The organism is Epilithonimonas sp. JDS (assembly GCF_021261315.1).
GTDB lineage: Bacteria > Bacteroidota > Bacteroidia > Flavobacteriales > Weeksellaceae > Epilithonimonas.
This window is the reverse complement of sequence record NZ_JAJSAX010000001.1, coordinates 982,719-996,285: the sequence shown is the minus strand read 5'-3', so window position 1 is coordinate 996,285 and position 13,567 is coordinate 982,719. Positions and strand designations below refer to the sequence as shown.

The window sequence follows — 13,567 nt, the reverse complement described above, 5'->3', positions numbered from 1 at the left end:
CATAACTTTTTAAAATGAACAAATTAAATGTATTATTAGTAGCCGTTGTAATGGTTTTTGCAACTGGATTTGCACAAGCTCAAAAAATAGCTTCTGTTGATATCACTTCGATCTTTACATCACTGCCGGAAATGAAGGCGCTTGATGCTCAACTACAAACTTTGCAGACTTCAAAACAAGGTGAATTAGAAAAACAAGGTAAATCTCTTCAGGACTTGATGAAAAAATATCAGGATGAAGCGCCTAAACAAACTCAGGCTATCAACGAGCAAAGAAGCCAGGAAGTTCAAAAACTTCAGGACAACCTTCAGCAACTTTATGCTGCTGCTCAAAAAGATATCGCTGAGAAGAGAGATGCAGGTTTAGATCCGATTGAGAAAAAAATCAATGCAGCTATTGCAAAAGTTTCAAAAGCTGCAGGTTACGAATTCGTATTCGATGCTTCTAGCCCGGCTTTAGTTTACAAGGCAGGTACAGATGCAACACCAGCTGTTAAGAAAGAATTAGGTCTTTAATTCTAAGACAAAATAATAATTAAAACCGTCTCGAATTTTTCGGGGCGGTTTTTTAGGAATAGTGATTTTATGAACAAAGAATTTTCATCCACGGTAAAGATTCGTTTTGCTGATTGCGATCCGATCGGGCATTTGAATAATGTTAAATATCTGGAGTATATGCTCAATGCTAGAGAAGACCACGTGGAACAAAACTACGGCTTCACCTACGAGCAATACACAAGGGAAACTGGGTGCACTTGGGTCACGATACAAAACGAAATTGCTTACCTGAAAGAAGTCAGATACAATTCGACTGTTGACATCACCAGCAAGACCGTTTTTGTGGATGATATCACTGCGGTTGTAGAATTGCTGATGAAAGACGAAAATGGCCGTGTAAACGCTGTTTTTTGGCTGACGGTCATCTACTTCAATATGAAAACCAGAAGAGCCGAGAAAATGCCGGATGAAACTTTGGAAAAGTTCGCCCATTTTCTAGTTGAGATTGACCATAAAACATTCAAAGAGAGAGTGGCTCACTTTAGAGCTCAAAATAAAACCAAATAATATGAAAAGAATCTTAGTTGTTGGCGGAAACGGCCAATTAGGACATTGCCTACAAAAGTTAGCACCAAAATACCACGATATATTCGATTTCAATTTTACGGGATCGGATGCACTTAATATTACAGATAAAGCGCAGATTGAAAAAGAGTTTGAAGAATATCAACCTGACTTTGTTATCAACGCTTCTGCTTACACGGCTGTAGATTTGGCGGAGAAAGAGGAAGAAAAAGCTTTTGCTGTAAACGCAATAGGAGTTGGTAATTTGGCCGAAGTTTCAAAGGAACACAACGCTGTTTTGATTCACGTTTCTACAGATTACGTTTTCGATGGCGAGACCAATTTGAGCTATTCCGAAGATGATTTCACAAATCCAATTGGTGTTTACGGGGCTTCAAAACGTAAAGGTGAAGAATTGGCTTTGGAAAACAATCCTGAAACCGTGATTCTTAGAACATCTTGGTTGTATTCAGAATTCAACAAAAACTTTGTGAAGACAATGTTGCATTTGTTCAATGTGAAAGACGAATTGGGAATCGTAGGTGACCAACACGGCCAGCCAACCAATGCGAATGATTTGGCAGAAGCAATTATGGATATCATCCAAGCTGAAAACAAAAAATTCGGAATCTACCATTTCTCCAACTATCCGGAAACGACTTGGTTTGATTTTGCGAATAAAATAAAAGAATTTTCAGATTCCAACGTTGTATTAAAATCAATCACAACCGAGGAATTTCCGACACCGGCAAAACGCCCAAAAAGAAGCACAATGTCTTTGGACAAAATCGAGAAAGATTACAACATCGAACCAAAACATTGGGAAAACAGCCTTCAGGATTGTGTAGAAATCCTAAAAATAACGAATGCGTAAATTATTATTTTTAATAAGTATTTTTTGTTGTCAGTTCTTTTATCTTCAGATAGTTACTTTGAATAAAGTAGAGAAGACGAATGACAACAAGGACAAGTTTTTTTATAAGATCAATGAGCCTTCGAAATCAGAATTCTTGGGCGAAATCCTAGTGAATTCCTATTCAGACAATGACGTGGAGATTTTCGGAGATATTTATAAAAAAGCAAAACAAGTTGGTGCCAATTCATTCAGTCTGAAACCAATTGAGAATATCGACGGAACGATTCAAAAATTCAATCCGGCTTATTATATTCTGAATTTGTATTACACAAAAATCGATGATATTCCTGCAGAAGAGAACGTGGCCTACTTGGTTTCCTCTTCAGAAAAGAAGCAGAAAATCAATATCAACAACAAAACCACAGAGCTGGAACCAAGGAGTTTCATCAGACTGGATTTGAACGGGAATGAAGTTATGTCAGTCTCCACCAGGAAATTACTCGGTTCAACGGTAAAATTGTCAGCAAAATCCGGACAGCCATCTTTGTACCTTTCTTTGACCAATTTCAAGATTCGTAGCAACGACGGCCTTTACGGCGGTGTGAACCTCAAATCGGGCGATATTACCGGATTGGAAAAGTCGTTTGGTATGTTTTTGACTACAATCTACTCAGAACAGAAAAAGGATTAATGTTAATAAGTTGTCAGAGTTACATAGCTTATTTTCAGAATAAAATTGAGTAACTTTATTAAATGAAGATTTTAGACCGGGCAATTGTAATTGATTTACAAATCTCACATCGGATAAAACCAATCTGAGCGGAGCTGAATCTCGAATCTAAATCAAATATATTGGAAGAATTTTTTGAAAACGAACTTGCTAAAAAGTTCGAAGAAATGATAGAGAATAATGATGAATTCTATTTCGATACCGAAGAGTATATAGAAATAATCATCTATTATCTGGAGCTGGGAGATTATAGCTACGCAGAAATGGCTGTAAACCACGCTCTGAAAATACATCCCAATTCCCTAGAAATCAAAACCAAGCAATTGGAGGTCTTTCTGGAACTGGAGCGTTACACGAAAGCTAAAGAACTGATTGATGAATTGCATCAGTCATCTTTGGAAGATACAGACTTTTTGGTTTGTTGCGCAAAATATTACTCAAATCTTGGAAACCCGAAAAAATCAATCGAATACTGCCAGAAAGCTTTGCAATTGGAAGAGGAAGAGAATTTCCTTCACAACTTCATCGCCGACGAATATGTCAATCTGGATGACCCTTTCAACGCGCTGAAACATTACACTTCAGCTTTGGAGCACGACCCGTATGACGATTATTCTTTGGAAAATGTGATGGTTTGTTACAGCAAACTGAACCGTTCCCAGGAAGCTTTGGATTTCCTGAATCAGTACCTTGACAAGTTTTCTTTTTCGGAAACCGCTTGGTACGAGTATGGACAATTCCATTTCAACAAGAAGAATTACGAAGAAGCCATCAACGGTTTCGATTATCTATTAGCTATCAATTCCCAGGCTGTCGGTGTTTACGCCAACAAAGCAGCTTGCTATGAAGCGATGGGAGAGTGGGACAAAGCGATTGCCGTTTACGAGGAAATGCTCGATTTGGAATATACCAAAGCCTTTACATTCTACAAGATTGGATTGTGCCACAAAGAAGCCAAGAAGTTGGTTCCTGCATTGACGTCCTTCCAAAAATCTTTGAGAGAAGACCCGCAGTTCTACCTGGCGATGATGGAGCAATCCTTCATCTACGAAGAGTTGGGCAATATAAAAGAATCATTGTATTTCGCTCAGGAAGCAGCTAATCTTAGCGAAGGAAATGTCGAGTATCAAAAGCGTTTGGCCTTCCTTTACATCACCAGCGGTGATTACGAAGAGAGTTTAATCTGCCTTAAAAAACTGATAGAATCCGAGCCGACCAGATTTTACAACTGGTACGCGTACTCAGAAGTTTTGATGTTGCTTGGCGAATATGAAGAAGCAATCACCATTTTGGAAAGAGCCCTGAAAGCCCATCCACGAGCGGAACTATATTATCAGCTCAGCAATTGCTACTTGCATTTGAAAAGCGAATCAGAAGGTATTGCAATGCTCGAAAAAGCGTTGGAACTCGATTCCACACTAAGCAAAGATATGCAGCTGAAATATCCGTTCATCAAAGAACAGGTCAAAAAAATAAAGGCCAAAAAGAAATAAACCAAAAGCTCAGATTCGTCTGGGCTTTTTCGCTTTTAGTAGCCGGGAACCTGCTTTCCACTATATCTTTTGCTCTTCGTTCCTCATCACAAAAGGATGCCGTTGCAATCAGGGCTATGGTTCTTGTCATCAAATCAAACATTCAAGATTAAAAACACGATAATGTCATTCCGTAGGAATCTCATCAAACCACCTTCGGCTTACTCCTCAAAAATATCAACCCGGCCAAAATGACCAAAGCTCCAACAGATTGCTGCGTCGTCAATTTCTCACCATCCAAAATCCCCCAGATGATGGCGACAATCGGCATCAACAAAGTTACCGTTGAAGCAAATAAAGGCGTCGAAATGCTCAGTAATTTATAATTCATCATCATCGCCAATCCCGTCCCGAAAATCGATAATATCGCCACAAAACCCAATCCTTCCAACGTACTTTGATTCAACGTCAAATCTTTGAAAAAGCCTGCAAAAATCAAAGCAATCAATGATGGCAGGAACAAGACAAATGAAAAGACATAAGCCGACATTAGAATCGCCGGAACTTCGTGCAGTTTTGACTTGATAGTGGTGGTACAAATCGCATAGAGCAGGACCGCAAGAATCAATAACAGAATCGGATAGATTTTGATTTCACCACTTTCGCCACTTCCCAAAGCCAAGATACAAGCACCGACAAAACTTATCAGAACACCCAGTAATTGCCGTTTGGTCGTCGAGAATTTCCAAACCAAAGAACCCACAATAATAACAAATATCGGCATCATAGAATTGATAATTCCGGCAATACTGCTGCTGATTTCAGTTTCCGCCATCGGGAAAAGAAACATTGGAATGAAACTTCCAGTGAATGCTGCAATGATGAGCCATTTCAAATGTCGTTTTGGAAACAGTTTTATTTTCGCAATAGCATAAGGCATCAGAACCATTCCGGAAATCAAAACCCGCAAAGCACCGACTTCATAGGGATTGAAGTGTTCCAGTGATTTTTTTATCAATATAAAAGATGAGCCCCAAATTAAGGATAATGCAATCAGGAGAACCCATTTTTGTTTTTCTGCTGTCAAGAGATTTGTTGTTTTAAGATTTTTAAATAATCGATTTTAGGAATCATTTTCGCGCCCAGACTTTCCAAATGTTCAGAATGGATTTGACAATCAATGAGTTCCCATTCATTTTGATATTTGGTTGTGAAATGGATAAATCCAGCTTTGGAGGCGTTAGAAACCTTAGCAAACATACTTTCACCGCAAAACACATTCCCGACCTGAATGCCATAGAAACCACCAACCAATTCGCCATTCTGCCAAACTTCAAAACTTTTCGCTTTCCCGAATTGATGAAGTTTCACAAACGATTCTATCAGTTCTTCGTTAATCCACGTTCCATCCTGGTCTTTTCGTTCCGCCATTTTGCAATTCCTCATCACATCCTCAAAACACTGGTTTTCCGTAAATTGAAAAACGTCATCTCGCAAGATTTTCTTCATCGATTTTGAGATTTTGATTTCATTCGGGAGCAAAACAAATCTCGGGTCCGGACACCACCAAAGGATTTCTTCGCCCTTGTTGTACCAAGGAAAAAGCCCCAATTGATAAGCGAACCAAAGTCTTTCCGGTTTCAAATCGCCACCAATCGCCATTAGTCCGCCATCTGGGTCATAAAGTTCCGGGTCTGGAAAGGAAATATCTTCTGGGTCTAAGCGAAACATTTTTTTAGAGTATATTTTAATTTTATTTCTCGCATATTTGGCAGATTTAGCAGATTTTTTAAACTTAATTTGCTCAATTTGCTCAATTTGCAAAATCTGCGAGAGCTAAATTTATCGGATTTTAATTTCATTAATGGATTTAACAAAACCTTGTCGCACATCTTCATAATGCTCGTGTTTTCCATTTCTTACCACCCATTTTCCAGCGACGATAGTTCCCAAAAGATGCGAAGAATCAGACGAATAAACAATCGTATTACAAAGATTTTTAAGAGAAGAAGTCGCAATCAAAGGCGCTTTCGCATCAATCACAACCGCATCAAAACTTTGTCCGACCTTGAAGAAGTTCTCATTCTCAAAAGCCATCGATTTCCGTCCGGATTTCCAAGCCGTCTTCAAAGCATTGAAGCCGCTGTCACCAAGATTTGGCTGGAAAAAAGTATCGCGTCTGTGCGTGTAAATCCGTTGTCCGTAATCCAGAATCCGCAAATCTTCCAAAGAATTCACACAAATCTGACTGTCTGTTCCAATCGACCAATTCCCACCAAACTTCTGATAATCTTTGAATCGGAATCTTCCATCACCCAAATTCCCTTCTGTTGATGGGCAAAGCACGATGTTCGCACCAGATTTCGCAATGCCTTCAACCTCATTATCTTCTAGGTGTGTACAATGAATCAAATTGAAATTTTCATCCACGGCACAGTTTTCCAAAAGCCATTCCGCCGGTCTTTTTCCGTAAAAATCCACAGAATCTTTGATTTCCTTCAACTGTTCCGCAATGTGAATATGAAACGGATAATCTTTCGCAAGCAAAGAAGACTCAATCAAATCCTCTTTCTGAACCGCTCTCAAAGAATGCGAACCAACCGCCAGATTAGCTTTATCATAAAACTTTATCGACTGCTTCGAAGCTTCCAGCAATTGATAATAATCTTCAATATTTTTAGAGATAAAACGCCTTTGCAAATCGTAAGGTTCCGTCCCGAAATTCCCTTTTTGATAAAACATCGGAATCAAGGTGATTCTAATTCCAACTCTTTTCGCGGCAGCAACCAATCTTTCCCCCATTTCGGAGAGATTTTGATAAACTTTTCCGTCTTTATCGTGATGCACATACTGGAACTCTGCCACCGATGTATAACCATTTCGCAACATTTCTGCGTACAACATCGCAGCCACATCTTCCATTTGCTCCGGCGAAAGCGACAACGCAATTCTGTACATCGCATCGCGCCAGCTCCAGAAATCATCGGGAACTTCCGAGCCTTCAAAATATTCTGCCAAACCGCACATCGCATACTGAAAAGCGTGTGAATGCGCATTCTGAAATCCAGGCAAAACATAGCCGTCAACATATTCGCCTTCGGATGTTTCCACGGTTTTCAATTCGGAGATATTTCCGGCGTGGTCCAGCTTTACAAAAGCATTTTCCATCCATCCGTTTTCGGTCAGTAATCCTTTGAATGTGTACATTTTATAAATAATAGTATTTGTATTTAATTTGTCAGGCTGAGGCTCTCGAAGCCATTTTTTATTATTTGGGCAGCTTTTCCGCCTTCCACTCCCAATCTTTTTTGCAGAATTTTTCCAGTTCAGTAGAACGCAAGACCACGCAAAAAAGGATTTCCGTTCAAGTCGGGCTGCAGTTTTCAGTGTAAAACAAACTTCAAGATAAAAAGAAGGTCTGTTTTCAATCCTGTTCAAATCTGCAAAATTTGCTAAATCGGCGGGAATTTAAACTTTATCAATTGCTTCAATCAGTTTCAAAAACATATCTTTCAAAACCACTTGAATTCTCTCCACATTAGTCTCATCATAATTCATTTCCGAACCATCCATATAATTCGTCTTGCACATTTCCAGTTGCAAAGCGTGAATATTTTCTTCAGGTTTTCCAAAACTTCTTGTGATGTAACCACCTTTAAAAGGATGATTGTGAGAAAAATCGTAACCTTTATTTTGCAAAGAATCAGTTGTAGTTTTAATCAATTTAGAACTTGCAGACGTTTCATCATTATCACCCAAAATCAAATCCGGAAAATCCTCAGAACGAATTCCAGGAACAGATTTCCTTATCGAATGTGCATCAAACAACAAAACTTTCCCAAATTCAGCTTTTGTTTGTTGTAAAAGTTCATCCAATTTCTCGTGGTAAGGTTTGTGATACAATTCAACGCGTCTGGAAACTTCTTCAGAATCCGGAATGTAATTATCTTTATAAATCTGATTTCCATTAAAATCCGTCACCGTCACAACATCCGTAATCACTCGTCCATCATTGTAAAGCGGTTTGTTTTCTGGATTTCTATTTAAATCGACAACCCATCTGCTATAATTGGCTATGATAATTGTAATTCCCAAGTCAGTTGCAAAACCATAAAGCTTATCGATGAACCAGTCTGTGTCGTCCAACTTATCAGACAATTCAGGATTCATCTTAGACTTGATATCTTCCGGAATGAAAGTGCCTGCGTGAGGAACGCTAATGATGATGGGAACTTTTGAAGTTTTGGGTTCGATGATTTTAAGGATTTCCATAGACGATTTCAAAGTTGAAATATAAAAAGAATCCCTGCATCTTTTATCAAAAATGCAGGGATTTATTATAGATTGATTCTAAAAATCTTAGAATGGCAAATCGTCATCTTCGTCCTCTGCGAAAACGTTCTTGTTCTCAGCAGCTGGTTGACCTTGACTTGGAGTTGCTTGAGTAGGCTCGTTGAAATCGGAAGCACCGCCTTTTTCCATTCTCCATCCTACGATAGAGTTAAAGTACTTTACTTCACCTTGAGGACTTGTCCACTCTCTTCCTCTGATATTGATATGAACTTTTACGCTATCTCCAACTTTGTATGCGTTCAGCAAATCAACTTTATCTTGGGTAAATTCGATATTAATTGGTTGTGGATACTGTTCTTCAGTCAAAAGAACGAGTTCTTTTTTTTGAAATCCGCTTGCAAATGTTTGTAAATCAGAAATCTTCTTGATTGTTCCTGTTAATTCCATGTCTCGTAAATGTTTTAAGTCTGTAAAGGTAATAAAAGTATTGATGTTATTCAAAAAACAGCAGGTCAAAAAACTTTAAAAAAATATTGAAATAATTTTGGAGGTAATGTGAAAAGGTTCTATATTTGCACTCACCAAAACGAAAGAAAAGAAGTTCTTAATAATAATGCGGATGTGATGTAATTGGTAGCCATGCCAGACTTAGGATCTGGTGCTTCACCGCGTGGGGGTTCGAGTCCCTTCATCCGCACAATGAAAAAATTTCTAAGCAATTAGGAATTTTTTTTATGCGAAAATAGCTCAGCTGGTAGAGCACGACCTTGCCAAGGTCGGGGTCGCGGGTTCGAGTCCCGTTTTTCGCTCCACCGTTGCCCTGGTGGTGGAACTGGTAGACACGCAGGACTTAAAATCCTGTGTCCGTAAGGACGTACGGGTTCAAGTCCCGTCTGGGGTACTGAAAACACTGTTAATCTGTTGATTTTCAGTGTTTTTTGTTTTATATCCAAAATTTTTCAGAAGTAGATAAAAAAATAACAGACAATCATTTGCCTGTTATTTTTTTTAGAATATTTCTTTAAATCTTATCTCAAAAGCGCATTGAAAGTATCACCTTGTCTGATGTCGCCGGTATTATAACCTTTCATAAACCATTCTTCTCTCTGTGCGGAAGAACCGTGTGTGAAGCTTTCCTGATTCACGTAGCCTTGTCCTCTTTTCTGGATGTTATCATCGCCAACTGCTGCGGCTGCGCTCATCGCTTCCTGAATGTCGCCTGGTTCTAAGAACTTTTCACGATTGTCCGTTTGTTTTGCCCAAAGTCCAGCGTAGAAATCAGCTTGTAATTCTGTAGCTACTGAAACCTTGTTCATTTCAGATTCAGAATATCTTCCTCTTAGTTGATTGACTTTTTGAGTGGTTCCCAATAAGGTTTGAATGTGATGTCCATATTCGTGACCGAGAACATAGGCGACCGTGAATTCTCCAACCTTTGCTCCAAATTTCTGTTGAAGTTCATTGAAGAAACTCATATCCATATAGATGGTTTGGTCTGCCGGGCAATAGAATGGTCCCATTTCGGACTGTGCAGGTCCGCAACCGGATTGTGTCCCATTTTCGAAGAGAACCACTTTGGCAGGCTGAAATTGGATTCCGTTTTCCTGAAAGACTTTGTCCCAGGTTTGTTCGTTTTCTTTGGTCAGCATCTGCACAAATTCGCGGATGTTGAGTTCTTCTTTGGTGAGGTCTCTTTGTTCGGTTTGTTGTTGGGAACCGCTGTTATTAAGGATTGCCGATGGATCGCCACCAAGGAAGAAAACAATCGCAGCTACGATGATTGTTCCCAGTCCGCCGCCAACCAGCATTCCGCCACCGCCGCCGGAGCCTCTTCTGTCGTCTACGTTGTCACTTCTATCGTTTGTCCATTTCATGTTTTTATTTTTATTAAAATTAATAATTTCTTTTTGATATTAATGAATTTTTTTTGGAACGAGATTTATCAATAGCCCTGATGGGAACGGCATCCTTTTTTGTTTTTTTGACAACTCAATAATTTGAAATGACAAACGTGATAAAAACAAAAAAGATACAGTGGACAGCAGGTTCCCGGCTACTAAAAATCTACAATCAGGAAATTTTAATTTGATTTGTTGTTGAAGTCTATCATTTTTAATGCCGTAACTGCTGCTTCGACTCCTTTGTTGCCAAGACTTCCGCCGCTTCTTGCGATGGATTGTTCTTTGTTGTCGTCTGTCAATACGCAGAAAATAGCTGGTGTGTCGGTCAAAATATTACAGTCTTTGATGCCTTGTGTCACACCGGAACAGACGAATTCGAAGTGTGGCGTTTCTCCACGGATAACGTTTCCAATCGCAATCACTGCTGCAAATTTGCCGGAACGACAAAGTTTCATCGTTGCAAAACTCAATTCGAATGCGCCGGGAACGTAATAGATTTGAATGTTTTCTTCCTTGATTCCTTCGGCTTTTAAAGTGTCAAGCGCACCGTTTCGAAGGTTGTAGGTGATGAAGTCGTTCCACTCAGAAACAACAATGCCGATTGAATATTCATCGGCATTGGAAATGTTGAGCGGTTTGTAATCTGAAAGATTTACAGTAGCCATATTTTTTTATATTTTAATAATATTTTGTCATTTCGATAAATGCATCGGATTGACCGTTGTCATAATCCTGATATTTCTCGTCGATCGCCGCGAAATATTTTTTAGCATCTGCGTTTTTCTTAAGTGCCAAAGCCAACATTCCTGCTTTCTTTGTGAAATAGTAAGAAGTGTAAGCATCGTCTGAAGCAGAAGAAGCTTTGTCTGCCATTGCCAGCGCATCGTCGCTTTTGTTCAGGTTAGAAAGACAGTCTGCCATCGCACCATATTTAAGCGCCACCAAAACTTTGTTCCCAGAACTGAATTTGTCCAATAAATCGTAAGCTTTTTGATAGTTTCCTTTTTTGAACTCGATCAATCCAGCGTTGTAAGCTGCCAATTTACCAGCTTTTGTACTTCCGTATTGGTCAAACGTTCCCAAGAATCCTGGGTTTGCAACAGATTTTCCACCAAGAGCCAGGTCTTCCTTTCCTTCTGCCAAATTCTTCTGAGCAGAAAGGTAGCTTTTTGTAGCTTCTTCGTTTTTTGGACCAAGAATGAACTGCTGATAACCGAACCAGCCTAAAACTGCAACGATCAAAATACCGAAACCAATGCTTAATGTTCTAGCATTTTTTTCCAAAAAGCCTTCGATGTTAAGTGCTTCCTTATCAAGATCTTTGAAGAATTCAACAGTTTCTTTTCCTTCTTGTTCGTTTTTTTTGTTATGTAGATCTGCCATAATTTTTTAGTAAATGAAGTGCAAATTTAATGTTTTAGTTTTGATTTGCAAAAATTCTTTTTTAGTACGAAAATTCTTTAATAATTGAGGATAGAATAGACTTCTGCCCCAAATTTTGACAATCTCTCTTCGCCATTCAGATCTTTTAAATCAATCAAAAAACTGAATTGTGTCGGGATTGCACCTTGCTTTGCTACTAATTTCGCGGCAGCTTCTGTTGTTCCGCCGGTTGCCAAAAGGTCGTCGTGAATTAGAACGCGTTGACCTTCTTTTAAGTGTCCGGTTTTCATCTCGATTTCTGCTGAGCCATATTCGAGGTCGTATTTTTCACTGATGAATGGCGGCGGCAATTTTCCTGCTTTTCTGATTAGTACAAAAGGAACATCCAGAGCGACAGCGATTGCAATTCCGAAAAGATAACCGCGGCTTTCGATTCCGCAAACGACGTCAATTTTTCCACGGCTGAACTCTGCAAGGTCTGCAATCACTTCTTCATATAGTTTTGGCTGAAGGAAAATGGGACAGATATCTTTGAATTGGATTCCCGGAATTGGGAAATCTGGGATGTTTTCTATGGTTTGTTCTAGTTTGTGGATGAGTTCTGCTGACGCCATTATTTATTTTTAATTGTTGATTTTGTAGGTGGTGATTTTCCAGGTGTTGTTGACCGCTTTCAAACCGTAAGTGACATTAAGAGAGGATACTTTTCCGTTTTTGTCCGTCACGTCGTAGGTCACGTTCACATTGGCTGAATTGTCTTTGTTATAAGGAACTGCGATATTTTTCACATTGATATTCTTCACAGAACCGAAACCTGAATTTGGATTTGAGAATTTGTCATAAGAACCCCAATTTGGATTATCCGCAGCATCAAAAGCAGCTTTGAAGTTCTGAGTGGAAAGGTTATTCAAAAACTTGGTCACTGTGGCTTTTGGGTCAGCTGTATTTTTCACAGGCGCTGGCGGTGGAACCACGGTTTCTCCGGTTTGAGGGTCAACCTGCGGTGGCGGAGCCTGAATCGAATCAGAGACAACCGGAGCAGGCGGTGTGTAAAGTGCCTGACCATTGACTGGAACACCCATTTTTATCATCTGTAAAAGCTTCTTGGTCGTTTTTACAGATAGTTTGATATCGATTTTATCTTCGAAGATTTTTTCTCTCGGAAGTGATGAGTATTTAATCGTGAAACCTCGGAATGCTGGGTCTTGCATTAGGTTTTTAGACGTTGAGATTTTAGTTCCGCCGCTGGAAATTTCCATAATAGTTTCCAAAGCTGCGCCTTCAAATTCTACTTTTCTACCATTGTTGTCAAGTAATTGAGGAATAATGATTAAGCCTTTTGAACCTGTCAAACTGTCGCCGGCGATATTTCTAACCACAACGTTCAAAGATGCTGCGTCGATGTCGTTCGGGTCTTTCTCGGATGCGGTGACATTCCCAAAGATATTCATTTCTCCAAGACTTGGTGGCGCTGTACTGCTCCAAGTGATATTATTTTTTTGAGCCACTTCATCGGCCATTTTGAAAATTTCTGGTGTTTTCTTACCATTTAGAAGTTTTCCCAATGCCTCGATTTCTGCAATGTCACCATCAGCTTCTACCCCAAAGGTTTTCAGGATATAAAGCGCTTCATTGAATTTCACCTGTTTCAAAGTCGGTAAGCTGGAAGCCATATCGTTGATACTTTCCTGAAAGCTCATCCGGTTGGTGCCATCTACACTTGTTTTCTTGCAGCTGATTGTGAAAATCATTAAACTTATTAATAGACAGTATTTTATGAATTTCATTTTATTGTGATTTATTTTTAAAAGTAAGAAATTAGTTTGATTTTTCCGTCCTTACATCAATTAATATGCAAAATTAAATTTTAA

Annotated in this window: 15 protein-coding genes and 3 tRNA genes; 8 read left to right on the top strand and 10 right to left on the bottom strand. The window is 39.2% G+C overall.

Annotated elements, in window-relative coordinates; genetic code table 11:
* The first annotated feature begins 14 nt into the window (after nt 1-14).
* The 5 genes from LUD75_RS04725 to LUD75_RS04705 all read left to right on the top strand — a co-directional run bounded on the left by LUD75_RS04725 (nt 15) and on the right by LUD75_RS04705 (nt 4,140).
* The gene (locus LUD75_RS04725; protein WP_232704514.1) at nt 15-515 is read left to right on the top strand and encodes an OmpH family outer membrane protein; all 501 of its coding nucleotides are present in this window, start codon (nt 15-17) and stop codon (nt 513-515) included.
* 69 nt (nt 516-584) lie between these two features.
* Entirely contained in the window at nt 585-1,064 is a 480-nt protein-coding gene (locus LUD75_RS04720) for an acyl-CoA thioesterase (protein ID WP_232704513.1), read from the top strand.
* Nucleotide 1,065: 1 nt separating this feature from the next.
* Complete coding sequence (rfbD, locus tag LUD75_RS04715; RefSeq protein ID WP_232704512.1) at nt 1,066-1,935, top strand: dTDP-4-dehydrorhamnose reductase; 870 nt, start codon at nt 1,066-1,068, stop codon at nt 1,933-1,935.
* Nucleotides 1,928-2,608, top strand: a complete 681-nt coding sequence (locus LUD75_RS04710; protein ID WP_232704511.1) for a hypothetical protein — start codon at nt 1,928-1,930, stop codon at nt 2,606-2,608. Before rfbD ends, LUD75_RS04710 begins: the two co-directional genes overlap by 8 nt.
* A gap of 161 nt (nt 2,609-2,769) precedes the next feature.
* Complete coding sequence (locus tag LUD75_RS04705) at nt 2,770-4,140, top strand: tetratricopeptide repeat protein (protein ID WP_232704510.1); 1,371 nt, start codon at nt 2,770-2,772, stop codon at nt 4,138-4,140.
* 184 nt (nt 4,141-4,324) lie between these two features.
* Here LUD75_RS04705 and LUD75_RS04700 read toward each other — a convergent pair whose 3' ends face one another.
* The 5 genes from LUD75_RS04700 to LUD75_RS04680 all read right to left on the bottom strand — a co-directional run bounded on the left by LUD75_RS04700 (nt 4,325) and on the right by LUD75_RS04680 (nt 8,859).
* On the bottom strand, nt 4,325-5,206 hold the full coding sequence (locus tag LUD75_RS04700) for a DMT family transporter (RefSeq protein ID WP_232704509.1): 882 nt from the start codon (nt 5,204-5,206) through the stop codon (nt 4,325-4,327).
* Nucleotides 5,203-5,850: a leucyl/phenylalanyl-tRNA--protein transferase gene (gene aat / locus LUD75_RS04695; protein ID WP_232704508.1), complete on the bottom strand. Its 648-nt coding sequence runs from the start codon at nt 5,848-5,850 to the stop codon at nt 5,203-5,205. Before aat ends, LUD75_RS04700 begins: the two co-directional genes overlap by 4 nt.
* A gap of 111 nt (nt 5,851-5,961) precedes the next feature.
* A complete protein-coding gene (gene hutF / locus LUD75_RS04690; protein ID WP_232704507.1) occupies nt 5,962-7,326 on the bottom strand; it encodes a formimidoylglutamate deiminase in 1,365 nt (454 codons plus the stop codon).
* A gap of 261 nt (nt 7,327-7,587) precedes the next feature.
* Nucleotides 7,588-8,391 (bottom strand): N-formylglutamate amidohydrolase, encoded by an 804-nt coding sequence (locus LUD75_RS04685; RefSeq protein ID WP_232704506.1) that lies wholly within the window; start codon nt 8,389-8,391, stop codon nt 7,588-7,590.
* 87 nt (nt 8,392-8,478) lie between these two features.
* Nucleotides 8,479-8,859: a DUF3127 domain-containing protein gene (locus LUD75_RS04680; protein WP_034973137.1), complete on the bottom strand. Its 381-nt coding sequence runs from the start codon at nt 8,857-8,859 to the stop codon at nt 8,479-8,481.
* Between the two features lie 168 nt (nt 8,860-9,027).
* Here LUD75_RS04680 and LUD75_RS04675 point away from each other — a divergent pair.
* From LUD75_RS04675 to LUD75_RS04665, 3 genes are all read left to right on the top strand, one after another.
* Nucleotides 9,028-9,109, top strand: a tRNA-Leu gene (locus LUD75_RS04675).
* A gap of 39 nt (nt 9,110-9,148) precedes the next feature.
* Nucleotides 9,149-9,224, top strand: a tRNA-Gly gene (locus tag LUD75_RS04670).
* Between the two features lie 5 nt (nt 9,225-9,229).
* Nucleotides 9,230-9,313 (top strand) — tRNA-Leu (locus LUD75_RS04665).
* A 127-nt stretch (nt 9,314-9,440) separates the two neighbouring features.
* Here the strand turns inward: LUD75_RS04665 and LUD75_RS04660 are convergent.
* From LUD75_RS04660 to LUD75_RS04640, 5 genes are all read right to left on the bottom strand, one after another.
* Nucleotides 9,441-10,286 carry a neutral zinc metallopeptidase gene (locus LUD75_RS04660; RefSeq protein ID WP_232704505.1) on the bottom strand — a complete coding sequence of 282 codons (846 nt, stop codon included), beginning with the start codon at nt 10,284-10,286 and terminating at the stop codon, nt 9,441-9,443.
* A gap of 206 nt (nt 10,287-10,492) precedes the next feature.
* Nucleotides 10,493-10,978, bottom strand: a complete 486-nt coding sequence (gene ribH / locus LUD75_RS04655; protein WP_063968825.1) for a 6,7-dimethyl-8-ribityllumazine synthase — start codon at nt 10,976-10,978, stop codon at nt 10,493-10,495.
* Between the two features lie 13 nt (nt 10,979-10,991).
* Entirely contained in the window at nt 10,992-11,696 is a 705-nt protein-coding gene (locus tag LUD75_RS04650; RefSeq protein ID WP_232704504.1) for a tetratricopeptide repeat protein, read from the bottom strand.
* A 77-nt stretch (nt 11,697-11,773) separates the two neighbouring features.
* Nucleotides 11,774-12,310 (bottom strand): adenine phosphoribosyltransferase, encoded by a 537-nt coding sequence (locus LUD75_RS04645; protein ID WP_063968823.1) that lies wholly within the window; start codon nt 12,308-12,310, stop codon nt 11,774-11,776.
* Between the two features lie 9 nt (nt 12,311-12,319).
* Nucleotides 12,320-13,483, bottom strand: coding sequence for an NTF2-like N-terminal transpeptidase domain-containing protein (locus LUD75_RS04640; RefSeq protein ID WP_232704503.1), 1,164 nt, complete (start codon nt 13,481-13,483; stop codon nt 12,320-12,322).
* Between the last annotated feature and the right edge of the window lie 84 nt (nt 13,484-13,567).